This is a genomic window from Aquisalinus luteolus, from assembly GCF_009712425.2.
GTDB lineage: Bacteria > Pseudomonadota > Alphaproteobacteria > Caulobacterales > Parvularculaceae > Aquisalinus > Aquisalinus luteolus.
The window spans coordinates 1271590-1297840 of the sequence record NZ_VCJR02000001.1; the positions used below are offsets into that span (position 1 = coordinate 1271590).

The window sequence follows — 26251 nt, forward strand, 5'->3', positions numbered from 1 at the left end:
AGAAAATATTGCGAAAGCCGGTCATGACCGGCTTTTTTGCGCCAGAGATGCGCCAAAAATGCGGAAAGAACAAAAGAGAACGATCCGAAAAATGTAAAAACATATAAATAACAATAGCTTATAATTTTGTCTGGCGGGCGCAAATTCTTTGGTGGCAGTATATTGATCCGCTCAGATGGACCGTGAGAGGTGCATTTGTGGAAAACTTATCCCCGCGCTACCCAACCCGCCTATGCTCGCAATCGTCCCGGTGCGGATCGGGGCAGGGGATGGAGGTGGCGCCGTGACCGGCGGGGCCGCGCCATCCCATCAGGTTTCCGGCGGCGCTCGAGGGTGTGCGCAAGCTTCGCATCGTCCGCCGGAGCGGTGTTCCAGTCCTTGGCAGGCTGGACCGGAGAGACGCGTATCGTCCCGGCACCAGATCACCGCCGTGGGAGCGTGAGGCTACCTACACTTAGATTTTTGCTTATGGAGCCGGTAGCGCTTCCACGGGCCCCCTCCTTGCCTCGCCGTAGCCTTGGCGAAGGCGGATCGATTTTATGCGCTCGCACTCGCAGAGTGGCGGCGGTTTCGGTGCATGCCCCCCATCGCCGGCTTCGCCGAACGAGCACTTCGGATTCCGTACGATGCCATTCCTCCCCCGTTTACGGGGGAGGTGCCCCGAAGGGGCGGAGGGGGAGGGAGAGATAAATAGTCAGCCAATGCCTGTAAGGCAGAGTCTGCCTTACAGGCTTGGTGAGCAATCGTTTTACCGGTGGCGATCAGTCAAGGGTGAAACCGCTTCGCGGCGGCAAAGCCGCCCTTGACAGATCGACACCGGTGAAACACCCCTCGGCCGGAGGGTAGGAAAAAACCAGCTAGTCCTTCTTCACTTGCCCTTGCATCGTCTCTGCAGTCGCCTTCAGCCTCTCGGCGGCGCGTTTCAGCTGCTTGTCGGTCCGCGCCTCGGCAATTGCCTCATCGTAAAGATACGGCCCGTCGGCGAGGATCTTCAGCGAATAGCTGGCTATATGGAAACTCGCCATCGGCCTGAAATTGCCGGAGACAATCGCCCAGTTATGGTCGGTCAGGATGTCGTCATTGTCCGGACCCAGCGTTTGAAGGGCGGGAAGGCTGTCCTCGCGGATTGCGGCACTCATCTCGGTCGATGCCTCCGCCTCGTCGCCGCCTGTCCAGCCCAGCACCTCCAGAGCCGGGTCCGTGAAATCCGCAAGCATGGCCGGGACGACGGAGTTCGTGTCTTCGACGCTGTCGCCCGCCTTCATCAGCCGGGCAAAGCGGAAGGCGATCTCATCCTCCTCGACCGGCACTTCGACGCTCATCTGCACCATCGGGATGCCGGTATCGAAGGTGCAGCTGGCGGAATAGCCGGTGTCCTTGCACTCCTTGAGCGTGATCGGCGTAGCGTCTGGGTTCTGTGCATATAGCTCGTGCCAGCTCATGATCAGTGCTTCAGGGCCGGTCTCCATATCCGTCTGGGCCTGACTGGAGATGCCGAAAGAAAGACCGGTAATCACGGTACCGAGTAAAAGGAGCTGACGTGTCATGGAATCCCTGCCTGAATTGGTCAGCGATATTTTGCCTGAAGCGCAGGAATTTTCCATCGGGATCTTGAGCAGGAACGATCAAATTATAGCGCACAAAAAAGCCCCCGGCAGAACCGGGGGCTTGTCTTGTCAGATGACAGGCAATTACATGCCAGTGTCTTCTTCAAGGTCTTCGTTCATGGCGTCCATGTCATCCATGTCGTCCATGACGGGTTCGTCGGTCCAGTCGGTATCGTCGTCACCGAACATGCCGTTCTGGTCTTCATAGGTTACCTCGGCAATGCGGATGCCTTCCAGCGAGATGCCACCGGCAAAACCTTCCTGATTGAACGTGATGGCGCTGACTTCGCCAAGCTGGTCAAGGTCGCCATCGGCAACGGCTTTGGCCTGGGCACCAGCGTTGATCACGGTCACCTTGGCGTCAGCGCCTGTGCGCCATTCGGCATCGCCGGTAAGGTCTTCAAGCGCGTTCTCGGTGTTGAACGTCATGACTTGGCTGACCTGCTCGATACCGGCCTGGAAGCCCAGCGAACCGGCTGCAAGCTGGTAATAGCCCTGCGGCTGGCCATCGACCATCAGTACACCTTTACCGCCCGTACCACCGGCAATGAAGCTGGCGGAGGTCAGTTCAGGGAATACGAGGATGCCGGCGGCGTTGCTGGAGGCAACATTACAGGCCTCGGACAGCGCGATGCACTCATCAAGCGTTGCACGAGCCGCAGCGTCCCACTTCATCTTCTTCTCGCTCCACTCGGTTTCAGTGGCGGCGTCAGCGGACCAGTCTTTCTCCATGTCCTGACTGTCGCTGTCCCAATCCTGATTTGTCCGGGTAGTGGTTTGCGTGGTCGTCTGGGTATTCATCGCCATACGATCATTGTCGCGATATTGCGCCAGCTGGATCTGGTTCAGCTGTTCTGCGCTGGTCGCGGCTTCTTCAGCCTCGCTGATATCGTCTTGCGCATTTGCGGCGATACCGGCAAAGGCCATGGCAGTGGCAGAAGCACCAGCGGCAAACATTTTCATCATCTTGGTCATCTCAAACCTCCATCTCATTACGTTGGACACGGTCCTCGTCATCGACGACCGACGGAAGGGTAACGATTTTCGTGAAGACAGGTTCGGTACGGAGGAATTACCGATCCTTCATCGAATGGTAATTTTTGGGAAGGAACTTATGCCCGTTTATTGGAATGGCCTTATGATCAACCACTTATGGAGAGGTGTTGGTCATGCATAAAAGAACCAGGCAGCTGTGCCACCCGGTTGCCTTTAAAACATCACAAATCGTTCGCTCTATGGCCCTTTGCGCCGCCGTCTTTTCTGGCCTTTTGCCCCTTTGGGGGTCGAGGTCAGGGTGCTGACGGTGCCTTCGGACTTGGTGATGCGGCCCTTGGAGTTGCGGGTCGCGGCTTCCTCCATCGCAGACTGGCGCGCCATCGGGTCGTTGGAGATGGTCATTTCCACTTCCTGCAGGCGCTTGATCTCGTCGCGGATGCGGGCCGCTTCCTCGAACTCCAGATTGCCTGCTGCTTCGCGCATCTGGGCTTCCAGCGCTTCGAGGTGCTTGCGCAGGTTGCCGCCGGGTTCGAATTCCTCGCCATCCTCGGCAAAGCCAGCGATGCTCCTGGTCATGTTCTGGCCGACGAAGGATGTGCCATAGGCCGCTTTCTTTCCTTCGTCATCGGAGTTCATGGCTTCGGCGATCTTTGCCTTTACCGATGTCGGGGTAATGCCATGCTCTTCATTGTGGGCGATCTGTTTCTCGCGACGGCGCTTGGTTTCTTCCATGGCCCGTTCCATCGAGCCGGTCATGTTGTCAGCATACAGGATAACGCGACCGTCGACGTTGCGCGCCGCCCGGCCGATGGTCTGGATTAGCGAGGTCTCCGAGCGCAGGAAGCCTTCCTTGTCGGCATCGAGGATGGCGACAAGCTGGCATTCGGGAATATCGAGGCCCTCGCGCAGCAGGTTGATGCCAACGAGAACGTCGAAGGTGCCGAGGCGCAAATCGCGGATGATCTCGATCCGCTCCAGCGTGTCGATGTCGGAGTGCATGTAGCGCACGCGTACGCCCTGATCGTGCATGTATTCGGTCAAGTCCTCGGCCATGCGTTTCGTCAGTGTGGTGACGAGCACGCGGCCGCCCTGTTTGGCGACCCGCTTGCATTCGTCGATGACATCATCGACCTGGCTGAAGCCATCCTTCGCCACGGGACGGATCTCTACCGGCGGGTCGATCAGGCCGGTGGGGCGGATGACCTGTTCGGTGAAGACGCCGCCGGTGCGCTCCAGCTCCCATTTGCCGGGGGTGGCCGACACATGGGTGGTCTGCGGACGCATCGCATCCCATTCCTCGAATTTCAGCGGGCGGTTATCCATACAGCTCGGCAGGCGGAAACCGTATTCGGCCAGCGTCCGCTTGCGGTTGAAGTCGCCCCGGAACATGGCGCCGACCTGCGGCACGGTCACATGGCTCTCGTCGATGAAGAGGAGCGCATTGTCAGGCACGTATTCAAACAGGGTGGGGGGCGGCTCACCCGGCTTGCGGCCCGTGAGATAGCGGGAATAATTCTCGATGCCGTTGCACGAGCCGGTAGCCTGCATCATCTCAAGGTCGAACTGGACGCGCTGTTCCAGCCGCTGGGCCTCGATCAGCTTGCCCTCGGCCTTCAGGATCGGCAGGGTGATTTCCAGCTCCTTCTGGATGCCTTCCATCGCCTGGATCAGGGTCGGGCGTGGCGTGACATAGTGGGAGTTTGCGTAGAGCTTGATGGTTTCCAGATCGTCCGTCTTCTGACCGGTCAGCGGGTCGAACTCGGTGATCTCCTCGACCTCGTCGCCGAACATCGAGACGCGCCAGGCGCGGTCTTCGTAGTGTGCAGGGAAGATCTCGATGACGTCGCCGCGGGCGCGGAAGGAGCCGCGCACGAAGGCCATGTCGTTTCGCTTGTATTGCAGGGCGACGAGGTCGGCGAGCAGCGTCTTGCGCTCGATCGTCTGGCCGACCTCCAGCGAGAAGGTCATCGCCGTATAGGTCTCGACCGAGCCGATACCGTAGATGCAGGAGACCGACGCGACGATGATCACATCGTCGCGCTCCAGCAGCGCCCGGGTCGCAGAGTGTCGCATCCGGTCGATCTGTTCGTTGATCGAGGATTCCTTCTCGATATAGGTGTCCGTACGCGGAACATAGGCTTCCGGCTGGTAGTAGTCATAGTAAGAGACGAAATACTCCACGGCGTTGTTGGGAAAGAACGCCTTGAACTCATTATAGAGCTGCGCGGCGAGGGTCTTGTTGTGGGCAAGGATCAGCGCAGGGCGCTGGCATGCCTCGATCACCTTGGCCATGGTATAGGTCTTGCCCGAGCCGGTGACGCCGAGCAGCACCTGGTCCTGCTCACCGGCCTCCTGTGCGCCCTTGACGAGTTCGGCAATCGCCGCCGGCTGGTCGCCCGCCGGTTCATAGTCGGAGACCACCTCGAAGCGCTTCCCGCCCTGGCTCTTTGCCGGGCGTTCGGGCCGGTGGGGTGTCCACAGCGACGGCGCCATGCGCTGGTGATAGGTCTCAATCGCCTCGTTGAAGCCGGTGCCTTCAGGGAGGGTGTCGGGGGTGTCGTAACTGTCAGCCATGAGGCGGAATGTAGGGCGCAGCGGCGTGTGGAACAAGGGGAGAACGGGAGATGCCGGACAATCTGCCTTATCCTCCTGCCGTCAATACGGGGTATATAATGAAGCGATGAAGAGTGATCCCGATATTACCGTCTTCTACGATGGCGCCTGCCCACTTTGTGTCCGCGAAATCGGACTGCTGCGCCGATTGGCGCAGGCTGACGCCATTTGCTTCGAGGATGTCTCACCACCAGACGCGGCACCCAGCTGCGATATCTCGCGGTCGAGGCTGATGGCGCGTTTCCATGCCCGCCTGCCCGATGGTTCTGTCGTCGAAGGGGCCCGGGCTTTCACCGAGGCGTGGAGCAGGGTGCCATGGCTGGTATGGCTGCGGCCACTGGGAAGCAATGTCGCGAGCCGCTGGCTGCTCGACCGGCTCTATGATGGCTTCCTGAAAATGCGTCCCGGTCTGCAATGGCTGGCCGGGAAGATGCAATGAAGGCCTAGGCGGTCTTGCCGTGGCAATGCTTGAACTTGTTGCCCGAACCGCAGGGGCAGGGCGCGTTGCGCGAAACACGGCCCCAGGTTTCCGGATCTTTCGGGTCAATCTCGGCAGCACCCTGGCGGGCAACAGACGGTGCTTGCGCGAGAGCCTTGCCATAGGTCGGGAAGTGGCGCGGACCATCAGGGTTCCCGCCGCCGGGTCCGCCGGCATCGTTCTCGCCGGTCGAGGCATCGATATGCGAGGCCTGAAGCTTGGAGGCGTCCAGCTTGCGGCGGGCGGCCAGCTGCTCGAGCATCTTGCGCGCCTGGTCGGTCTGGGCCGGACCCGTCGCCGCATTTTCGCGGACCTGGATCTGGATACCCATGAGCGAGGCCGTCACGTCACGGCGCAGGCCGTCGAGCAGCAGCTCGAACAGGGTGAAGCTCTCCGTCTTGAACTCGTTCAGCGGATCGCGCTGGCCAAGGGCCCGGAAAGAGACGATGGAGCGAAGATGGTCGATCTGCTGGATATGCTCACGCCAGTTATTGTCGATCGTCCGCAGCAGGATCGACTTCTCGACCCGGCGCATCATGTTCTCCGGATCGTTGAGACCCTTCTCGGTCGCAATGGCGACGAGGTCTTCTTCCTTCCTGACGTAAAGCTCGGCGGTAGCGTCGAGCAGCCGCTCCTGGATTTCCGTATCGGCGACGCCTTCCTCTGCGGCCCAGTCATGGACGGGGAACTCCGTCAGGAACAGCTCTTTCAGCTCCTTGTCGAGGCCGTCAATGTCCCAGCGCTCGGCGTAGGAGTTTGGCGGAATATGCGCGGCGACGAGGTCGTTTACCAGCTGCACGCGCATATCGTCGATAATGTCGTTGACGCTCTCGGACGACATGAATTCGATGCGCTGTTCAAAGATCGCCTTGCGCTGGTCGTTGATGACATCGTCATATTTCAGGACGTTCTTGCGAATGTCGAAGTTGCGCTGCTCGATCTTGCGCTGGGCCCGTTCCACCGCCTTGGTGAACCACGGGTGCTCGATCGATTCATCCGGCTTGATGCCAAAGCGCTTGAGCATGTTCTCCATGCCCGTGCCAAAGATGCGCATCAGGTCGTCTTCGAGCGAGAGATAGAATTTCGTAGCGCCGGGGTCGCCCTGACGGCCGGAACGCCCGCGCAGCTGGTTGTCGATACGGCGGCTTTCGTGACGTTCCGTGGCAAGAACATAAAGGCCGCCGGCATCCAGCGCCTTCTGCTTCTGTTCCTTGACCCGGGCAGCGATCTCCTCGCGCTTGCGGGCGATCGTTTCCTCGTCGTCGCTTTCCTCAAGGTCCTTGATCAGCTCCATGTCGACGGAACCGCCAAGCTGAATATCTGTACCGCGACCGGCCATGTTGGTGGCAATAGTTACAGCGCCTGGCACGCCGGCCTGGGCAATGATCTCGGCTTCCTGCTCGTGGAAGCGGGCGTTCAGCACGTTGTGCGGAATCGGCACCGGGCGACGCGAATAGTCCTCATAAACCTTGGACAGGCGCTTGACCTCGGCGATCTCGTCGTCGTGCTTGCCTTCTTTCATATCGTCCAGATAACGCAAAGTGTCTTTGGCCAGCTGCTTGAAGAACTTCTTGTTGGAGAGAAGCTGCGAGATCAGCTCCGATTTCTCGATGGAGGCCGTGCCGACGAGAACCGGCTGGCCGCGGTCGACGCAGTCGATGATCTGGCGGACGATGGCTTTGTATTTCTCTTCCGCCGTGATGTAGAGCTCGTCATCCATGTCATCGCGGGCGATGGGCTTGTTGGTCGGCACTTCGACCACGTTCAGCTCATAGATGTCGGCAAATTCGGATTCCTCCGTCAGTGCCGTACCGGTCATGCCGGACAAGCGGTCGTAAAGGCGGAAGTAGTTCTGGAAAGTGATCGAGGCGAGGGTGACGTTCTCCGGCTGGATGTCGACACCTTCCTTCGCCTCGACAGCCTGGTGCAGGCCGTCGGACCAGCGGCGGCCTTCCATCATGCGGCCTGTGAACTCGTCAATGATCACGACCTTGTTGTTCTTGACTATGTAGTCCTTGTCCCTGGTGAACATCTTGTGGGCGCGCAGGGCATTCTGGACGTGATGGACGACAGTGACATTCTGGGCATCGTAGAGATATTCGCCTTCGATCAGTTCGGCCTCGCGCAGCATATCTTCAATGTGCTCGTTGCCTTCCTCGGTCAGCGTGACCTGCCGCTGCTTCTCGTCGATCTCGTAATCTTCCTCTTCAAGTTTCGGGATGATCTCGTTGATCTTCTTGTAAAGTTCGGACTTGTCGTCGGTCGGCCCGGAAATGATCAGCGGCGTGCGGGCCTCGTCGATCAGGATAGAGTCGACCTCGTCGACGATGGCATAGTGGTGGCCACGCTGGACCATTTCCTCCAGCGACGATTTCATGTTGTCGCGCAGATAGTCAAAGCCGAGCTCGTTATTGGTCGCGTAGGTAATGTCGCAGGCATAGGCATCGCGGCGCTGCTGGTCATTCAGCTCGTTGTGAATGACGCCGGTGGTCAGGCCGAGATGGGCAAACACGCGGCTCATCCATTCGGCGTCACGCTTGGCGAGGTAATCGTTCACGGTGACGATATGTACACCCTTGCCGGTCAGCGCGTTCAGATAGGCGGGCAAGGTGGCGACGAGGGTCTTGCCTTCACCGGTCTTCATCTCGGCGATATCGCCATTGTGGAGCACCATGCCGCCGAGCAACTGCACATCGAAGGGTCGCATGCCCAGCGCGCGCTTGGCAGCTTCCCGGGCGACGGCAAAGGCCTCGATCTGCAGGCTTTTCAGGGTTTCGCCATTGGCATGGCGCTTCTTGAATTCTTCGGTCTTTTCCTTCAGCTGCGCATCGGACAGGGCGCTGATTTCCGGCTCCAGCTGGTTGATCTGCTCGACCTTGCGGTACAGGGGCCGCAGCCTGCGTTCTGTCGACGAGCCGAAAACCTTCTTAGCAATGTCCAGAATAGCCATAAAAACTGATACCCTCTGAGCGGTGGCGGAACCTGCCGGTAATAAAATAAGTGGCATAACACCGGCAAGAGCCGGTAAAGGCACAATGGTCGTCACATAAGCAGGGCCTCTCCCGGTGTCAACGAAGCAGGAACGGCCGGCCCTCCGGACAGGTGTCCGTATTGGGAAGATGAAGGACAAGATGAAGAACGGATCGCCGATGTGGTTCCCCCTCCTGGTGTGGAAGGGCGTGACCATATTCTTCAGGTATACAGGGCGCAGCGCCCGCAAGGTTCGCCGGTGGCTGGTCAGCAAGGATGGCGCGGTCTTCCTGTCGGCATTTGCGCTGGTACTGCTGTTCGGCGCGTTCTGGATAATGGATACGCTGAGGACCGGTTTCTCTGAGGCAGGTGAGCAGGAAATGGCGAGCAATGGCGACATTCCAGCCGTACCCAACCCGATCGTTGCCCGGATCGGGACGGAAACCATGCGGTTGAATGATGTCCTCGAATTCGCACGCCAGGATGGCAAGTTGCAGGCTGACGAGCGCCTGACAGCAGAAGAAGTCATCGAGCGCGGACTAGTCGAGGACGCTATCGACCAGACGCTACTGGCGCGCGCAGCATCAGATGAGGGCCTTGTCTCCGATCCGGAGGTGAGGGCCAAGCTTACCGCGGCAAGAAACCGCATCCTCGCCGCTGCCTTCCTGGAAAGCCAAGTCGAGGAAAATGTGACCGAAGAAATGGCACGGGAGCTGTATCAGGCCCAGCGGCGCAGCATGGCCAGTGGCGAGGAGATCCGTCTGCGTGAGCTGGTGGTCGCTGACGCCGAGACGGCGATGGACATATCGGCTTCCCTGAATGCCGGCCTGCCTTTCGAGGAGCTGATCGCCAATAACTCGATTGCGGAGTCTGCTGCCAGCGTCGGAGATCTCGGCTACCGGTCTCTGGACCGGCTACCTGAAGGCTATGCCGACCAGGCGGGGTCGCTGTCGGCGGGCCTTTATACGCTGCCATTCCAGACGGAAGCCGGCTGGGTCATCCTGAGGGTCGAGGGGCGCCAGCGTATTACACCACCTGCCTACAGCCAGCTGGAAGACGAGTTGATGGAATTCCTGCGCCTGCGCACCATCGATACGACGGTGGCAGACCTGCGCGAGCGCTCCAAGGTTGAAGTTATAGAGCCCGGCAGCCTGCCGCCAGCGCCTGTCGAGACGCGTGATCCGGCGACGCTGAGAAACTAAAATTTCACCCCGATATTTAAACGGCTGTAAATTCAGCTGCCGCAGAATGGGATCGTAGACGTGAAGAAGATATTGCTTGTTGCCGCCTGTGCTCTTGTCGATCGCGACGGGAGAATCCTGCTGACCGAACGCCCAGAGGGAAAGTCGATGGCAGGATATTGGGAGTTTCCTGGCGGCAAGGTCGAAGAAGGGGAAACACCTGAGGAAACGCTGATCCGTGAACTCAGGGAGGAGCTGGACATAGAGACGGAAACGGCTTGCCTCGCACCGATCGCTTTCGCCTCCCACAGTTACGAGGATTTTCACCTTTTGATGCCATTATTCGTGTGCCGCAAATGGAAAGGCATCCCGCGTGGCGCTGAAGGCCAGTCATTGTCCTGGGTCAGGGCTGACCGCTTGTCGGATTATAAATTGCCCCCGGCGGATATTCCGCTGGCCGCCCAGTTGAGAGACATGTTGTAGAGGGAATGCAGTCATTGGCCGAGGTCGTTCAACATACTATGCAGCGTTTCTGCTCGGTTTTAACCCGTTTTACCGTGGATGAGACTGGCACATCCGCGATCGAATATACGCTGATCCTGACAATCATCGGTGCGACACTCGTCATCATTTTCGACGCGATTGCGGATTCCTCGGAGACCATGTGGAATAACATCGATACAGATATCGACGAGGCCATCTGACGAAAAGTCAGTCTTTTTCAGCTGATTTTACAGCATCTTCCAGTGATGCCTTCGCAGAACCGGGCTTGAGCGGCTTTTGCTGCGAGGCATGGGGTGCCCAGCCGGTCAGCATGACTATCTCGAATGTCGCCGTGACACCCCCGCCATCGGCCGGCCACGTCTCGGCATAGATTTCCATTGCCCGGACAAGCACGTCCTTGCGCAGGGTCTGCTTTCGCCGACCGGTCAGGACGCTGGTTTCACCCATGCCCCTTAAGTCAGCGAGGAGGGTCATCGGATTTCTATAGGTAACTGGCAGGCGGATCAGGTCAGCCACTGGAAGTGCAAGTCCGGCGCGCTGCATCAGGCCGCCGGCATCCTTGATCGCCGTGAAGGGCGACAGGCGTGGACTGACGCCGCCGGTGATTTCGCTCTCGGCCCGGTACAGGCTGTCGCGCAGTTCATGCAGGGAGCGCTCGCCCGGGAAGGCCGCGATCAGCAGGCCATCGGGACGAAGGGCCGCGCGCATCCGGGCCAGCGCTTCCGGCAGCTTGTTCACTGATTGCAGCGCCATCATGGACACGATGAGGTCAAGCGAGGAGTCGGCAAAGGGCAGGGCTTCCTCATCCGCTGTCAGGCGCGGTGCGCCATCGGTCCCAAGCCTCGCCATGGCCGGTGAGAAAGCGCCGGATACCACATGGCTGACATCGCTGGCTGGCGTCAGTGCCTCGGTGATGTAATGCGCACCCGGCCCCAGAAAGGCGGCACGGTGGAAGGTACGTATGATGGTCTCAAGCCGGTCGATAACATCCTCGGCAATATGGCGGTGGAGGAAGTCATGGTCTGCAAATGCCTTCGACGCGCGGTCCTGGCGCTGGCGCAACAAAGTGCGATCGAAGATGGCTGGCGGCTGGGCCGGTTGTCCGGCTTTTGGTGTGAGGTGCCCATTGGTCATTGGCGCTATCTAGACCAAGGCTGGCAAAGGGCCAAGACGATCCTTCCCGCAAACCCCGTTGCATGCCAATCTGGGAGGTGGAGGGTATGTGAGCGACGGCGATCAGCAAGATGTACGGATTAAGACAGCGCTGGGCGTGCTGTATGGCCATGCAGCATCAGCCTCGCGCCGAGTTGCCGACCTTGTCATGCCGCCGCAATGCCTGCTGACTGGCGAACCTGTCGGGAACCATGGTGATCTGAGCGCAAATGTCTGGCAGCAGCTCCACTTCATCGCCGCGCCGATGTGCAGCGCCTGTGGCCTGCCCTGGGAGGCCCAGGTGGCGGGGCAGGATCTGTGCGCGGCCTGCATAGCCGGTGAGGAACACCCGGGCGCGATCGTGTTCGACAAGGGGCTCGATCATGTTCGTTGTGCCTTGCGCTATGATGACCTCAGTGCCCAACTTGCGCTGCGCCTGAAATATGCAGATCGGCTCGACATGGCCGGCGGGTTGTCACGGTTGATCGTTCAGGCAGGGCGGGACGTTTTGACTGATGGGGCGTTGGTCGTGCCCGTGCCGTTGCACAGGACACGCCTGATTTCCCGCCGCTATAATCAGGCCGGCGTTCTGGCCAGTGCAATCAGCAAGGCTTGCGGCCTCGACCTCTGTCTCGACTTGCTGCATCGCCAGCGGGCAACGCCGCGTCAGCAGGGGCTGTCGGCCAAGGGGCGCGAGCGGAACGTCCGTGGGGCCTTTCGCGTTACGCCCAGACACAGGGATTTAGTAAAGGGGGCCCATGTCGTGTTGATCGACGACGTTCTGACAACCGGCTCGACGTTGAAGGCCTGCGCACGGGTGCTAAAACGGGCCGGGGCGGAACGGGTCGATGCGCTGGTCCTGGCCCGGGTTGTGCCGGAGGGAATCGGCGCCATATAACCGCACGAGACCAAGGAGTATTCGATGCAGCCAGTGACGATCTATACCAAGCCGCTTTGCCCTTATTGCACCCGTGCGGTTTCGCTGTTGAAGAAGAAGGGCGCCGAGATAAACGATATTTCTGCCGCCTTCGACAAGGAGAAGCGCGAGGAGATGCTGCAGCGCTCGAACGGCGCGCGCACCTATCCGCAGATTTTCATCGGGGATGTCCACGTCGGCGGGTGCGATGACATGATGGCGCTGGAGCGCGACGGCAAGCTCGACCAGTTGCTGAAGGGAGATGCGGCTTGAAGGCAGCCTGCATACAGATGCGCTCCGGCCTGTCGCGGCCGGACAATGCCGATGTCGCCAGTGCGCTGATCCGCGAGGCCGCCGGGCAGGGTGCGGAACTGATACTGACGCCGGAGATGACCAATGTCGTCGACCGGAAACCACGGCGTATGTTTGATCATCTGGGATACGAGGAAGAACTCGAAGAAATCAGTATTTTCAGCGCCTTGTCAAAAGAGCTTAAGGTGCATCTGATCATCGGTTCCTGCGCGGTGGCGCTGGACAAGGATTTCTCGTCCCGCCGCGCGGCGAACCGAACCTATTTCTTCGGGCCGGACGGTGAGCAGATTGCCACCTATGACAAGATCCACATGTTCGATGTCGACTTGCCGGATGGCGAAAGCTGGAAAGAATCCAACGTGTACAAGCCGGGTTTGGAGGCGAAAGTCGTCGAGACGTCTTTCGGCAAGGTGGGCCTGTCGATCTGCTACGATCTGCGCTTCCCGCGGCTGTATCGCTCGCTGGCTCAGGCCGGCGCACAGGTGCTGACGGTGCCAGCCGCCTTTACCCGCCAGACGGGCCGGGCCCATTGGGAGCCGTTGCTGCGCGCCCGGGCCATCGAGAACGGTGCCTTCGTCATGGCGGCGGCGCAGGGTGGCACCCATGAAGATGGCCGGGAGACCTGGGGTCATTCCATGATCATTGCTCCCTGGGGCGAGATCATAGCCGAGAAGCCGGATGACGAACCGGGCGTCATACTGGCCGATATCGACCTTGATGAGGTGGCCAAGGTGCGCCAGCGCATTCCGAGCCTTGGGCTTGAACAAGCGTTCGAGATCAACAATATCAAGGGACTATGATCAAGTATCAGTTGAAATGCGATCAGGCGCACGAGTTCGAAGGCTGGTTCAGCAACAGCGCTGACTATGACGCGCAGGCTGAGAAGGAGCTGCTCGAATGCCCGCATTGTGGCTCGTCGGAAGTCTCCAAGGCGCTGATGGCCCCGGCGATTGCCCGCTCGGGTTCTTTGTCGTCTTCGGCGAAAAACGACGAACGCATCGAGGCGTTCAAGCGCGACTACATGCAGGCGGCCAAACGGGCCCGCGATTATGTCGAGAAGAACTTCGACAATGTCGGCAAGCGCTTCCCTGAGGAGGCCCGCCGCATCCATTACGGCGAGACGAAAGAGCGCGGCATCTATGGCGAGGCCACCCAGCAGGAAGTCAGCGATCTGATCGATGAAGGTGTCGAGATCGCGCCTCTGCCGGATGTCTTGTCGCCCGACGAAGCCAAGAAGAAGATGAACTAGGCGGAGAAAATCCGCCTTCCCGCAATTTCGATCAAGGCTATGCTTTTGCAATGAGGCACCACTCAGGGGCTTTATGCGGAGAGGTAAAGTCATGCAGCCTATCGAACGCGCTATCTGGTATATCGAGCATCGCTTCTACGAAGAGGTGACGCTGGACATGGTTGCCGATGCGGTGGGTCTGTCGAAATATCACCTTGCCCGCGGCTTCAGCCTTTCGACCGGCATGTCCGTCATGCGCTATGTGCGTGGCCGACGGCTGACCGAGTCGGCCCGGGTGCTGGCAGACGGGGCGGAAAGCATTATCGCCGTCGCTCTGGAGGCCGGCTATGGCTCCCATGAGGCATTCACCCGGGCGTTTCGCGACCAGTTCGGCATGGCGCCGGAACAGGTCCGCGCCGCCCGATCGACCTCAGCCCTGACCCTCGTGGAGCCCATCAGAATGCAACAGACACAATCAAAGACCCTTGAACCGCCGCGCTTCGAAACGCGCGACGCTTTTACCGTTGCCGGCCTTAAACAGCATTACCGTTCTGGCAACATGGCGGGTATCCCGTCTCAATGGCAGAAGATGGCACCCCATTTTGGCCATATCAGCGGACAGGTCGGATCGACCACCTATGGCGTCGTCGCTGGCGGCGATGACGAAGGCAATATCGATTACATGACCGCCGTCGAGGTCAGCCATACCGACGACCTGCCGCCGGAGTTCGACACCTTGCGCATCGAGAAACAGCGCTATGCCGTGTTCCTGCACAAAGGGCATATCACCGGTATCGGCGGGACGTGGATGGCGATCTTCAACCACGGCCTGACCGATGCAGGGTGCACCATGGTGCGGGCACCGCAGTTCGAACTGGTCGATGACCGGTTCGACCCGATGACCGGCAATGGCGAGATAGAACTCTGGATACCTGTGGAAGGCTGAGTCCAACTGCATCGCGGCCTTGCCTGTCGGGGCCGCGCGCATGATGGTGTGCGTCACTGATCAAAGGAGACGCACACCATGAGCAATTTTAGCGACACGCTGTTCGACCTGAGCGGCAAGAATGCCATTGTCACCGGGGCTTCACGGGGCATTGGAGAAGCTATTGCCAAGCGTCTTGCCCAACATGGTGCCAATGTCGTTGTCTCGTCGCGCAAGATCGATGCCTGCCAGGAAGTCGCAGACGCGATCAACGAGGCAGAAGGGCGCAAGGCTGCCCATGCGGTCGCCTGCAATATCTCCCATCGCGAGCACCTTCAGCAGCTGGTCGACGAAACCAACGAGGTCTTCGGCGATGTCGATATTCTGATCTGCAACGCCGCGGTGAACCCGGCCTTCGGTGCGTCGAAGGACATCACCGAGGAGCAGATCGACAAGATCTTCGATTGCAACATCAAGGCGAACCACTTCCTGTCGCACATGGTGCTGCCGCAGATGAAGAAGCGCGGCGGCGGCGCCATCGTCATCATCTCGTCGATCTCGGCGTTCGTCGGCAATCCCGGCATCGGCATGTATGGCGTCTCCAAGGCTGCCGACCTGCAGATCGCCAGAAACCTCGCGGTGGAATATGGCCCGGACAATATCCGCGTGAACTGCATTGCGCCGGGTATCGTGAAGACCTATTTCGCCGAGGCGCTGTGGAAGGATCCGAAGACGGAGGAATTCATCGCCGGCAAGCTGCCCATGCGTCGCTTCGGCGAGCCGGACGACATCGCCGGGGCTGCCGTGTTCCTTGCGTCCGATGCAGGCAAGTGGATGACCGGCCAGCACATCACCATCGATGGCGGCACGCTGATCGGCATGGGTGGCATGTAGCCAAGAGGGAAGGTGGCTCAGCCGCCACCGCCACCATCGCCGTCCCCGCCCGCTGTGGCACCGAGATAGGTGATCATCGCCAGTGTGAACGGGGCAATGGCGCTGAGCTGGTTATCCATTCTCGAGAAGTGATCTGCGATGACCAGTTGCAGGGCCGTGTGATGATGTTCCCACTTGTTGAAGAACCCTGATTCAAGCATCGGCACTGCCTGCATCACCTCGGCCGCCAGATCTTCAGGGCTTACGTCGAGCGCAGTGGCGAGCGCGACAGTGGGCATATCAGGGACTGATCTGTCGAACTTTCGCTCCTTCAGGGCATGAACGATAGCACTCATCCTGGCGACTACCTCATCGGCGGATAGTCCCGTCATTGAGGCTGCTATGGCTTCCTGCATCACAAGTATCTTACCGAGATTGGGTGCGGCTCTCATCTTCGGGATGATGCTATCGGCAAAGTCAGCGGCATCAGGATTGACCTGCATCGCGAAGGCAAGAAGTGGCAGAATATTGGGCCGGATACTCCAGCGATGATTCTTTGCGAGGCGGTCATAGGCTTCCTTGAGTGCCTGAAGGTCATGACTATCGATGCTTGCCTTATCACTCAGCAGCATCACGGCTAGGGCGGCACCCATGCAGTTGCTGTCTTTTTTCAGCCTGGCTTTTTTCCAGTCGCTTTTGCCGGCCTTCATCGCGGCGGTGAAAGTTTGTGGATCACGGTCGTTTAACAGCACCTCCGCGGAGAGGTGATAGCGGCTTTCCTTTTGCAGAATCGGCAAGCCGCTGTTGTTCTTTTTGAGGATTTTCGCTGGATCGCGTAACCGGGAAATGATCTCCTCAGGCTCGCCCTCCAGTTCCAGCGCGCGAAGCGTAGCGGCATCACGAAAATAGTTGCCAGCCCACCATGATATTTCCTTTTTCATCGCAGCACGCAGGGCGATGAAACGGTTCAGCTTTGTATCGTTGGTCATGAATATTCCCCTCTGCCCACGAATGAAAACATGTGTTCGACAGAGAGGCAAGGTTTGCAGGCGCGTTAACTGTAAATAGTCCCAAGTCAAAACGTCAGCCCACGTTTGATTCGCGGGTGAATGCTTACTCTCCCCAGAACCAGCGCAACACGTCGGGCAAGATCGCGCCGCCATGCTGGTCGGAGTGGCCGCCCGTGCCCCATTCATGCTCGACGACATAGCGCGGGCCGGTATCGCCAGTTTCATCCGCATGGCGGTTGGCATAGTTCAGCGCGGCCAGCATCTGCTGGTTGGCGAGGAACCAGCTGCCGTGTTCGTTATCGACGTCGTTGGAGCCATCCTGCAGGAAGATCTTCAGCGGGCGGATGTCATGCTTTCGGATCAGCGTCGGATAAATCTCGCCGCCATGCTCCAGTGGTATGTCCAGTTCCGGTCGATAGGCGATGGACGTGTAGCTGCCGATGAAGCTGATGATATTGCCGAATTCCTCCGGCATGTGCCAGCCGACGGTGAAAGCGGCGATGGCACCGGACGAGGTGCCGCCGATCATACGCCGGGCAGGGTCGTTGCTGAAGGCATAGTCTTCGGCGATATGAGGCAGCAACTCTTCCGTCAGCATGCGTGCGTAATCGTCATCAAGCTGGTCATATTCCTGCCAGCGATGATTGGGATTGCTCATGCCGAGATCGTCCGGATAGGCCTCGCCGAGATTGCCCGGGGTGATAAACACGCCGAGGGTCGGCGGGATGTCGCCGGCGGCGATGAGATTGTCGAGGACAGTCGGGATGCGCAGAGAGCCGTTCGGATTGGTCGCGCGCTGGCCGTCCTGGAAGACGAGCAGGTTCGGCGGCTCGGAGGCGTCATAACCAACGGGAACATAGACCCAGTATTGGCGAACTGTGTTTTCAAAAATATCGCTATGGAACTCGAACGGGCCTTTGAGGTCGCCTTCCGCGATATTCTCCTGAACGAGGGAATCCGATGTGAACGGATAATCATCCTGTGCGAGAGCAGGTGTTGCCAGTACAAGGGCAGCCGCCGCCAGAAAAGAGATGAGCTTCATGTGTATCCTCCCGAGTGGCGTTCTCAGCGCCTTTTATGGAAAGCTAGCACGGTAAGTAGTGTTCGTGAATATCAGCTCGCCGCCGTCGCGGCCCCGCCTGCTATCACGGCAGCCATCGCCGCCTGCTGCTGCAGGACCAGCTGATAGGCCTGGATTGCCATCAGGATCGGCGCAATTTTCGCCTGCGGCAGGTCGGAGGTGCGGAAACGCTCCGCCGTGACATAGTCGAGGGCAAGGAGGGCGCGATTGGTCGAGCCGAATTTCTCCTGCTTGAAGCGCTCGCGCACGGCTTGGACGGTATCGGCAAACTCGTTCGGGTCAGGGGTCATGAGATTGGCAAACGCCAGGCCGGTAATATTCGCTGGCGCGTCGGGTATCTTGCGCTCTTTCAGGGCACCACGCAAAGCAGCGATCTGGCGAGCCGTGTCAGCAGGATAGCCCGGCGAGAGCGTCGCCATCAGCGAAGCTTCCATCGTATGGCGGCCATGAAGGCCTTTCTCTTCCTTCATTGCGCCATACATCTGGTCGGCGGCCGAGGCGGCGTCACTACGATATTGCAAGGCGAGCGCCAGCGGGGGCAGGGTGCGGGTGCCGACATGCCACCAGCGGCGCTTGTTCAGGTCGTCAAATGCATTTTTCAGTGAGCTGAGGAAAGGCATCTGCGCACTGCCCTCCTTGCCGAGATGCAGGATGAGGTGGGATGCACCTTCATAGGGCGATCCGCGGCGCAGGCCGACCTGCTTCCAGCGCTCGCGGCTGTCGGCGATGTTCTGGGTCAGAAGTAATGGGTCGATATTCTGGTGAAGCAACACGGCGGCAACGGCGTAGCGGACCGGCTGGCGCAGTAGCTGCAGCCTGCTGTGGTTCTGCTTCAGGATTTGTGCTGGTTCACGCAGGCGTTCTGCAATTTCTTCCGGCGACCCTTCTAGATCGAGCGCCGCCAGGGCGACAGCATCGCGTACAGGCCCGGCTGAATTCCATTTCAGCATGTCCTTGATCGCAGGTCTCAGGGCAAAGAATTTTTGCAGACGTTGTTCGTCGATCATTATCGTTCCTCCTTATTATACATCGGTATGACAAGGCTGATTTTCAAGCATCCCGGTTCCTTGAACAGGGCCCGCACAGCCCCCATTTACAAGTCACACGGGTATTGCCGCTGACGGGATGCCCATTCCATATTGATGCTCAAGATGAGGTCAGAACCATGAACTTCGAAAACTATACCGACCGCGCCCGCGGTCTCATACAGGCTGCGCAGACCATCGCGCTGCGCGAGAGCCACCAGCAGATCACGCCGGAGCATATGCTCAAGGCCCTGATCGATGACCCGGAAGGGCTCGCCTCCAATCTTATCCGCAAGGCCGGCGGGCGCCCTGAAGACGCCCTGAAAGCCGTGAACGACCGTGTCGATCGCCTGCCCAAGGTCGAGGGCGGCGGCGCGCAGCTCATCCTGTCGCAGCCGCTGGCCAAGGCGTTTGCAAAGGCAGAGGAGATGGCCAAGAAGGCCGGCGACAGCTTCGTTACGACGGAGCGCGTCCTGATGGCGCTCGGCCTGGAGGGCGAGACAGCGAAAATCCTGAAAAATGCGGGCGCTGACCCACAGAAGATCAATGCCGCCGTCAACGAACTGCGCAAGGGCCGCACGGCTGACAATGCGTCTGCCGAGCAATCCTATGATGCGCTGAAGAAATATGCCCGGGACCTGACGGAGGCTGCGCGAGACGGCAAGCTCGATCCGGTCATCGGCCGTGACGAGGAAATCCGCCGTGCCATGCAGGTGCTGTCGCGCCGTACCAAGAACAATCCCGTGCTGATCGGGGAGCCGGGCGTTGGCAAGACCGCGATCGCCGAGGGCCTCGCTCTGCGCATCGTCAATGGCGATGTGCCGGAAAGCCTGAAGGAGAAATCGCTTCTGGCGCTCGATATGGGTTCTCTGATCGCTGGCGCGAAATATCGTGGCGAGTTCGAGGAGCGGCTGAAGGCCGTGCTGAACGAGGTCACCGCCGCCGAAGGCCAGATCATTCTGTTCATCGACGAGATGCACACGCTGGTCGGCGCCGGCAAGGCCGATGGCGCGATGGATGCCTCCAACCTGTTGAAGCCCGCGCTTGCACGCGGTGAGCTGCATTGCGTTGGCGCAACGACACTTGATGAATACCGCAAATATGTCGAGAAGGATGCGGCCCTTGCCCGCCGTTTTCAGGCCGTGTTCGTGGACGAGCCGACCGTGGCTGACACGATCTCCATACTCCGTGGACTGAAGGAGAAATACGAGCTGCACCACGGCGTGCGAATTTCCGACACGGCCATCGTTGCGGCTGCGACCCTGTCGAACCGTTATATCACCGACCGGTTCCTGCCGGACAAGGCAATCGACCTCGTCGACGAGGCATCCTCTCGACTGCGCATGGAAGTCGATTCCAAGCCGGAAGAGCTGGACGCTCTCGACCGCCAGATCATCCAGATGAAGATCGAGCGCGAAGCGCTGAAAAAGGAAGGTGATGCCGCATCGAAAGACCGGCTGGAAAAACTGGAGAAGGAACTGTCAGACCTCGAACAACGCTCTGCCGAGCTGACCGCCCGCTGGTCTGCCGAGAAGGAGGCGCTGGCCTCTGCGACACAAGTGAAGGAAGCCTTGGACAAGGCGCGGCAGGAACTGGTCGATGCCGAGCGCCGGGGCGACCTCGGCCGGGCATCCGAGCTGAAATACGGCACCATCCCGGAGCTGGAGAAAAAGCTTCAGGCTGCCGAGGAGGTCGGTGAGCGGGACAGTCTCGTTCAGGAAGTGGTGGATGCGGAGAATATCGCTGCCGTCGTTTCCAAGTGGACGGGCGTGCCGGTCGACAAGATGCTGGAAGGCGAGCGTGAGAAACTCTTGTCCATGGAGCAGGCGCTGCATGGCCGGGTCATTGGCCAGGACGAGGCGGTCGGGGCGGTTTCTGCCGCTGTGCGGCGTGCGCGGGCCGGTCTGCAGGACCCGAACCGGCCGATGGGTTCCTTCCTGTTCCTCGGCCCGACCGGCGTCGGCAAAACTGAACTGACCAAGGCCTTGGCTGGCTTCCTGTTCGATGATGACCAGGCGATTGCCCGGATCGACATGTCGGAATTCATGGAAAAACATGCCGTTTCCCGCCTGATCGGCGCGCCTCCGGGCTATGTCGGCTATGAGGAAGGCGGCGTGCTGACCGAAACCGTCCGCAGGCGGCCTTATCAGGTCATCCTGTTCGACGAGATCGAGAAGGCGCATCCGGATGTCTTCAACGTGCTGTTGCAGGTGCTGGACGATGGCCGCCTGACCGACGGGCAGGGGCGTACGGTGGATTTCCGCAATACGCTGATCATCCTGACGTCCAACCTCGGCTCCGAATATCTTGCCGCCCAGCCTGAGGGACAGGATTCAGGGGCCGTGCGCGATCAGGTTATGAATGCGGTGCGGGCCGCGTTCAGGCCGGAATTCCTGAACCGACTCGACGAGATCATCCTGTTCCACCGCCTGCAAAGGGCGCAGATGGCGTCTATCGTCGATATCCAGATTGCGCGCCTGAAGAAGCTGCTGGAAGATCGCAAGATCACGCTGGAGCTGGACGATGCCGCGCGGCAATGGCTGGGCGAGGCGGGGTATGACCCGGCTTTCGGGGCGCGGCCATTGAAACGGGTGATCCAGAAAAAGGTTCAGGACCCGCTCGCTGAGCTGATCCTGTCCGGCGAGGTCAGGGATGGCGAGACGCTGAAGCTATCCGTCGATAATAATGGTCTGACCCTGAATGATAGGCCCTTGCTGAGCCGCGAACTGCATGGGCTTGGGTCGGCTTCGATGCCGGGGGCGGACCAGCCGCCAAGTTCGACCATGCTGAACTGACTCAAACTGAAGGGCGGGTGGGCAATCATCCGCTCTTCGTTTATATGAATATGCAAAGGAGAGTGAGATGAGCGACAATAAATGGCAGCCCGACAAGGAAGAGGCGATCCGCAATATCATTCGTGCGACAGTGTCTTCGAGCGGCAGCATCAAGCCGGAGGAACTCCCCCACCTCGTCCGTACACGGCTGGAAGGACAGGTCTCGGGCGATGTCGATCTTGATAGCTATATCCAGTCGGTGCTCGAAGAGATGAAGAAGGCCGGAAAGAAGTAAGAACTGATGGCGGATATTTTCGAACGGGTCGATGCCTATATCGATGGGCTGTTCATTGAAGAAGATGATGGCTTGCGCGCTGCTGCCGCGTCCTCGACGGATGGTATCATTCCCGATATCCGCATTTCCGGCGGGCAGGGGAAGTTCCTCTATCTCCTTGCGAAGCTGACTGGTGCATCCCGCATTCTGGAGATCGGCACGCTGGTCGGGTATTCGACGATCTGGATGGCGCGGGCGCTGCCGGAAGACGGTAAACTTGTTTCCCTGGAATTCGATCCGCACCATGCTGGTGTCGCGCGGCGCAACATCGAGAAGGCGGGTGTGGCGGACAAGGTCGAGGTTATCACCGGCGATGCGCATGAGACGCTGGAAGGCATGATCGCCGAGGGGGCTGCGCCCTTCGACCTGATCTTTCTGGACGCGGAGAAACCGGGCTATCCGGATTATCTGCCCAAAATGCTTAAGCTGTCGCGGGCTGGCACGCTGATCGCTGGGGACAATGTCGTGCGCAAGGGCGAGGTGCTGGACCCGCAGGACGAGTTTGCCGAGGGTGCGGCGCGGTTCAACGCGCTGTTGGCGGCTGAGCCTTCCGTCGAGGCGGTGATCCTCCAGCAAGTCGGCATCAAGGGCCATGACGGGCTGGCACTTGCGCGCGTGAGATAGTCCCACCCGGAACTACCCCTGACACTTGTCTGTCTTTCTATTCGGATAGAGCGAGACAGTATGGACATTCACAATCAGGTCCTTGGTTGGGCCATGCGCATCGGTTATGCCGCCAGAGGCATGGTTTACCTGATCATCGGCGCTCTTGCCGCCTTCGCCGCGATAAATGGCGGGGAGGCGGAAGGCACCAGTGGTGCACTGGCTTATCTGGCCGGTCAGCCCTTCGGCAAGATGTTGCTTAGCCTCGTCGCTACCGGTCTTTTCACCTATGCTATCTGGCGTGCAATCGACGCGTTGCTAGATCTGGAAGATGAAGGTGACGATGCTGCCGGGATCGGCAACCGGCTCGGTCAGTTCATGTCCGGCGCTACCCACGCAGTGTTGGGGTTTACAGCGCTGATGATTGTTTTCGGCGTTTCTTCAGGAGGAGGAAACGGGGCTGAGAATTCCAGTGAAATGGTAATGGATTATCCGGGTGGCTGGCTCCTTGTCGTCGGTGCGGGGCTGACCACCGGTGCCGTGGCGATCTATCTGGCGATCAAGGCATGTCATTCGAAATGGAAAGATAAGATCCGCGATAGCAATGTGACTGAGATACTGATGCCCTATGTCCGGTTCGGGCTCATGTCACACGGCTTCGTCCTGCTGCTGATCGCCGGTATGCTGATCTGGGCGGGTGTGACCATCGATGCCGAAAAGGCGATCGGTCTGGAGCAGGCACTGGCGATGCTCGAACGACAGGCATTCGGGCGGATCATACTGTTCGTGACCGGTATCGGCCTCATCGGGTTTTCAACCTACTGCTTTGTCTATGCCGGCTACAGGATCGTGCCCAGGCTGGAAAGCGATGATGTGAAAAGCCTGGCCAGCATATGAAAAGGGCCCGCTGTCGGCGGGCCCTTTTAAAAAAATCATTGAAGTGAATATCAACCTTGCTTCATCGCCAAGGTAACCGGGCGGGCCTTGGCGCGCATTGCCTCGATCCAGTCACGTTCGATGGTGAAGGCGGCGTGGTCGCTGCCATCCAGCTTGCGCCCATCGGCGACCTTGATAGTCATCGGATTGACCTGATCACCATTGTAGAGAACCTCGTAATGAAGGTGCGGGCCGGTGGAGCGACCGGTCGAACCGACATAGCCGATGATGTCGCCCTGGCGCACCCGTGTGCCGGCCTTGATGGCCTTGGCAAACCCGTTGAGGTGAGCATAGGCGGTCTCATATCCGGCGGAGTGCTTGATCTTCACATAGTTGCCATAGCTGGAGAACGGGCCTGCGCGTTCGATCACGCCATCACCGGCGGCCATGATCGGTGTGCCGGTGGTGGCACCGAAATCCGTGCCTTTATGACCCTTGGTGTAGCCCAGAACCGGGTGCTTGCGCATGCCGAAAGAGGAGGTGATGCGAGCACCCTCGATCGGGGTTTTCATCAGCAGGCGGCGGGCACTGGCACCATCGGCGTCGAACCAGCTGATGTCGCTGCCATCGTCAAAGCGGTAATAGCCCCGCTCGTCCTTGCCACCGCGCCAGCTCATGCGACCGAAGAGAACTTCGCCATATTCAACGATACGGCCCTGGTCGTCATAGAAGACTTCATATACGGCTTCGAATTCGTCGCCGTAATGGATCTCCCGCTGGAAATCGATGTCGTACAGGAACATGTTCGACAGACGGGCCGCGATCGCATGGGGCATGCCTTCCCGCGCAGCACTGGCGAACAGGCTGTCGGTGATGGTGCCAGAGACGGTCGCATAGCGCTTCTGCGTGCGCGGCAGGATCGTGCGGGCCGTGAACTGGGCCGCAGCATCGCGCTGTACTTCGATGCGACGATCATTGCTCGACTGGACGGTCAGGGAGCGCAGTGCCTTTCCCGGGCCGAGCTCAGGATGACCGATCAGGGCCGCTTCCTGATAAACCGTCAGTTGCGGGTCGATCAGGGAGACCTCGATCTGTGTGCCCGGACGCATGGCGCGCACGTCGGTCTCAGCCGACAGGGCCTTGATAACCGCAGCGCGATCTGCAGGGCGGACCTGCAGGCGGTCCAGCGCTTCAGACAAGCTCTCGCCGCTTTTAAGGCGAATGACATTGCCGGCAGCCGGTGCATCAGGCAGCGGTGCTTCGCGCTCGGACGCGGTAAAGATAGGTGTGAGGCCGCCGGTAAAATCATTCTCGTGGGCGAAGCCGAGACGGATATTGTCCGCCAGCCACGCCGCGTTCATGTCGATTGGTGTCGGTACGACGCGCATGTTGCCGGTCGGGGTGACGCTCGCCAGTTCAGGCAAAGGCTCCGGTTTGAGGCGGGGTACAACCGGCAGGGCAAGGGCGACAGTCGCCAGCATTTCCTTGACGATTGGCTCTGCTGCTGCGGATATCGCTGCCGATACTGGCTGGGATGTCTCTGTGGTTGCGGGCGCGGTACGGGATGCTTTCCCGGACAGAATGTCACTCACGCTGCGGGAGACGACCGTGATGCCAGGGCGTTTTGCCTCGCTGGCGGCGCCGGATTGCTCATCGATATTCTGAGCGGCGCGGAAGGATGAAGACAGATCCTGGCTGGAAACAGAAGGAGAGGGAGTGCGCACGGAACCAGCCTGTTTCAGGTCTGTCCGCAAGAAGCCCATACTGACGAAGCACAAGGCAATCACGAAAAAAGCCAGCGCAAAACCTGCCAGCCATACCATTCCGTCGTCGTCTTGAACCCTGCCGTTCGTCGCCAGGAAGCGAGAATCAGATTGTTCTACCACCAATTACCTACCCCATGAGGAACTAACTACGCGTTCCCCCCCGACATGCAACAGACGGACCACCCAAGTCCCCGGTCCAGCTGATACATTCTCACAGTCTGCATGGTGAGCGCGAGCTGTCAATTAAATGTCCGTTAACGAGGGAACTTTTGGATAGCGAATGCGCAAAACGCCAGAATCAACTCACAAAGAAGCCGACAAACAAGGACCATTGCCATGAGTATTGCAACCGACCCTCTCGCTCTTGCCTCACTTCTCTCGTCAAGGCTGTGCCATGACCTGATCAATCCGGTCGGCGCCATGGGTACGGGGCTGGAGGTGATGGAGACCGAAGACGATCCGGTCATGCAGGCGGAGGCGCGCAAGCTCATCAAGCTTTCGGCTGAAAAGTCGATTGCCATGCTGGATTTCGCCCGTCTGGCGTTCGGCGCTGGCAGTGCCTATGGCGCAGAGATCGATCTGGATGATGGCAAGCGCGTCATGATCCCGGTTTTCAGCTTCATCAAGCCTGATCTGGACTGGCAATTGCCGGGCGGCCATGTACCAAAGGATTTCGTCAAGGCTGTGCTGAACATCACGCTGATGATGGCTGATTGCGTACCGCGTGCAGGCAGCAAGGTTACGGTCAGCGGTCATGTCGGCGAGCTTGTCATTCGCGCCACCGGGCCAAAGGCCAAACTGAAGCCGGAGTTGCTGTCCGCATTTGCTGCCGAGGAAGAAGGGCTGGAGCCGAAGATGACGCCGGCATATCTGGCGGGCATGATCGCCGAAGCGACCGGCGGCAAGATCCGTGGACAGGCGGTCTCCGAGGAAGAAGTCGTGTTGCTGGCGACATTCCCGGCCTGGGAAGTGCGGGATGCGGCCGAGTAGCCATCCTCACCCAAGGTCACTCAATTTATAAGTGCGC

General features: G+C 59.5%; 24 protein-coding genes. 15 read left to right on the forward strand and 9 right to left on the reverse strand.

From position 1 onward, the window contains the following. Positions 1-857: 857 nt before the first annotated feature. From FF098_RS05950 to uvrB, 3 genes are all read right to left on the reverse strand, one after another. The gene (locus FF098_RS05950; protein WP_155138401.1) at positions 858-1547 is read right to left on the reverse strand and encodes a hypothetical protein; all 690 of its coding nucleotides are present in this window, start codon (positions 1545-1547) and stop codon (positions 858-860) included. A 144-nt stretch (positions 1548-1691) separates the two neighbouring features. Continuing rightward, positions 1692-2582 (reverse strand): lipid-binding SYLF domain-containing protein, encoded by an 891-nt coding sequence (locus FF098_RS05955; protein ID WP_166426353.1) that lies wholly within the window; start codon positions 2580-2582, stop codon positions 1692-1694. A gap of 258 nt (positions 2583-2840) precedes the next feature. After that, the gene (gene uvrB / locus FF098_RS05960; protein ID WP_155139434.1) at positions 2841-5096 is read right to left on the reverse strand and encodes an excinuclease ABC subunit UvrB; all 2256 of its coding nucleotides are present in this window, start codon (positions 5094-5096) and stop codon (positions 2841-2843) included. 187 nt (positions 5097-5283) lie between these two features. Here uvrB and FF098_RS05965 point away from each other — a divergent pair, with 187 nt between their 5' ends. Next, a complete protein-coding gene (locus FF098_RS05965) occupies positions 5284-5655 on the forward strand; it encodes a thiol-disulfide oxidoreductase DCC family protein (protein ID WP_155138405.1) in 372 nt (123 codons plus the stop codon). A 4-nt stretch (positions 5656-5659) separates the two neighbouring features. Here the strand turns inward: FF098_RS05965 and secA are convergent, their stop codons facing one another. Continuing rightward, positions 5660-8644, reverse strand: coding sequence for a preprotein translocase subunit SecA (secA, locus tag FF098_RS05970; protein WP_155138407.1), 2985 nt, complete (start codon positions 8642-8644; stop codon positions 5660-5662). A gap of 181 nt (positions 8645-8825) precedes the next feature. On the opposite strand from secA, the gene FF098_RS05975 reads away from it, so the two are divergent. Genes FF098_RS05975 through FF098_RS05985 form a run of 3 tightly spaced genes read left to right on the forward strand, consistent with a single transcriptional unit; the run spans position 8826 to position 10549 of the window. Next, a complete protein-coding gene (locus tag FF098_RS05975) occupies positions 8826-9866 on the forward strand; it encodes a peptidylprolyl isomerase (RefSeq protein ID WP_166426354.1) in 1041 nt (346 codons plus the stop codon). Between the two features lie 51 nt (positions 9867-9917). Next, the gene (mutT, locus tag FF098_RS05980) at positions 9918-10328 is read left to right on the forward strand and encodes an 8-oxo-dGTP diphosphatase MutT (protein ID WP_166426420.1); all 411 of its coding nucleotides are present in this window, start codon (positions 9918-9920) and stop codon (positions 10326-10328) included. 38 nt (positions 10329-10366) lie between these two features. Next, positions 10367-10549, forward strand: coding sequence for a Flp family type IVb pilin (locus FF098_RS05985; RefSeq protein WP_155138413.1), 183 nt, complete (start codon positions 10367-10369; stop codon positions 10547-10549). Positions 10550-10556: 7 nt separating this feature from the next. Here the strand turns inward: FF098_RS05985 and FF098_RS05990 are convergent, their stop codons facing one another. Continuing rightward, a complete protein-coding gene (locus FF098_RS05990; protein ID WP_155138415.1) occupies positions 10557-11483 on the reverse strand; it encodes a methyltransferase domain-containing protein in 927 nt (308 codons plus the stop codon). 88 nt (positions 11484-11571) lie between these two features. Between FF098_RS05990 and FF098_RS05995 the strand changes: the two genes are divergently transcribed. The 6 genes from FF098_RS05995 (at position 11572) to FF098_RS06020 (ending at position 15776) form a co-directional block, all read left to right on the forward strand. Beyond that, complete coding sequence (locus FF098_RS05995; RefSeq protein ID WP_205967398.1) at positions 11572-12399, forward strand: ComF family protein; 828 nt, start codon at positions 11572-11574, stop codon at positions 12397-12399. Between the two features lie 24 nt (positions 12400-12423). Further along, a complete protein-coding gene (grxC, locus tag FF098_RS06000; RefSeq protein ID WP_155138418.1) occupies positions 12424-12690 on the forward strand; it encodes a glutaredoxin 3 in 267 nt (88 codons plus the stop codon). Continuing rightward, on the forward strand, positions 12687-13529 hold the full coding sequence (locus tag FF098_RS06005) for a carbon-nitrogen hydrolase family protein (RefSeq protein ID WP_229714522.1): 843 nt from the start codon (positions 12687-12689) through the stop codon (positions 13527-13529). Before grxC ends, FF098_RS06005 begins: the two co-directional genes overlap by 4 nt. Continuing rightward, positions 13526-13978 (forward strand): DUF1178 family protein, encoded by a 453-nt coding sequence (locus FF098_RS06010; RefSeq protein ID WP_155138420.1) that lies wholly within the window; start codon positions 13526-13528, stop codon positions 13976-13978. The genes FF098_RS06005 and FF098_RS06010 overlap by 4 nt, the downstream gene beginning before the upstream one ends. A 91-nt stretch (positions 13979-14069) precedes the next feature. Next, on the forward strand, positions 14070-14903 hold the full coding sequence (locus tag FF098_RS06015; RefSeq protein WP_155138422.1) for an AraC family transcriptional regulator: 834 nt from the start codon (positions 14070-14072) through the stop codon (positions 14901-14903). Positions 14904-14981: 78 nt separating this feature from the next. Next, entirely contained in the window at positions 14982-15776 is a 795-nt protein-coding gene (locus tag FF098_RS06020) for an SDR family oxidoreductase (protein WP_155138424.1), read from the forward strand. Between the two features lie 17 nt (positions 15777-15793). On the opposite strand, the gene FF098_RS06025 is transcribed toward FF098_RS06020, so the two are convergent. From FF098_RS06025 to FF098_RS06035, 3 genes are all read right to left on the reverse strand, one after another. Then, positions 15794-16744: a hypothetical protein gene (locus tag FF098_RS06025; protein WP_155138426.1), complete on the reverse strand. Its 951-nt coding sequence runs from the start codon at positions 16742-16744 to the stop codon at positions 15794-15796. Positions 16745-16868: 124 nt separating this feature from the next. Continuing rightward, positions 16869-17807, reverse strand: a complete 939-nt coding sequence (locus tag FF098_RS06030) for an alpha/beta hydrolase (protein WP_155138428.1) — start codon at positions 17805-17807, stop codon at positions 16869-16871. Positions 17808-17878: 71 nt separating this feature from the next. Next, complete coding sequence (locus tag FF098_RS06035; RefSeq protein ID WP_155138430.1) at positions 17879-18853, reverse strand: DUF4003 family protein; 975 nt, start codon at positions 18851-18853, stop codon at positions 17879-17881. Between the two features lie 158 nt (positions 18854-19011). Between FF098_RS06035 and clpB the strand changes: the two genes are divergently transcribed. From clpB to FF098_RS06055, 4 genes are all read left to right on the forward strand, one after another. Next, the gene (clpB, locus tag FF098_RS06040; protein WP_155138431.1) at positions 19012-21666 is read left to right on the forward strand and encodes an ATP-dependent chaperone ClpB; all 2655 of its coding nucleotides are present in this window, start codon (positions 19012-19014) and stop codon (positions 21664-21666) included. Positions 21667-21733: 67 nt separating this feature from the next. Beyond that, positions 21734-21940 carry a hypothetical protein gene (locus tag FF098_RS06045; protein ID WP_155138434.1) on the forward strand — a complete coding sequence of 69 codons (207 nt, stop codon included), beginning with the start codon at positions 21734-21736 and terminating at the stop codon, positions 21938-21940. 6 nt (positions 21941-21946) lie between these two features. Beyond that, on the forward strand, positions 21947-22603 hold the full coding sequence (locus FF098_RS06050) for an O-methyltransferase (protein ID WP_155138436.1): 657 nt from the start codon (positions 21947-21949) through the stop codon (positions 22601-22603). Positions 22604-22663: 60 nt separating this feature from the next. Beyond that, entirely contained in the window at positions 22664-23479 is an 816-nt protein-coding gene (locus FF098_RS06055) for a DUF1206 domain-containing protein (protein WP_155138438.1), read from the forward strand. A gap of 50 nt (positions 23480-23529) precedes the next feature. Here FF098_RS06055 and FF098_RS06060 read toward each other — a convergent pair whose 3' ends face one another. After that, the gene (locus tag FF098_RS06060; protein ID WP_155138440.1) at positions 23530-25281 is read right to left on the reverse strand and encodes a M23 family metallopeptidase; all 1752 of its coding nucleotides are present in this window, start codon (positions 25279-25281) and stop codon (positions 23530-23532) included. Between the two features lie 279 nt (positions 25282-25560). Here FF098_RS06060 and FF098_RS06065 point away from each other — a divergent pair, with 279 nt between their 5' ends. Continuing rightward, positions 25561-26214 carry a histidine phosphotransferase family protein gene (locus FF098_RS06065; RefSeq protein ID WP_155138442.1) on the forward strand — a complete coding sequence of 218 codons (654 nt, stop codon included), beginning with the start codon at positions 25561-25563 and terminating at the stop codon, positions 26212-26214. Positions 26215-26251 lie beyond the last annotated feature (37 nt).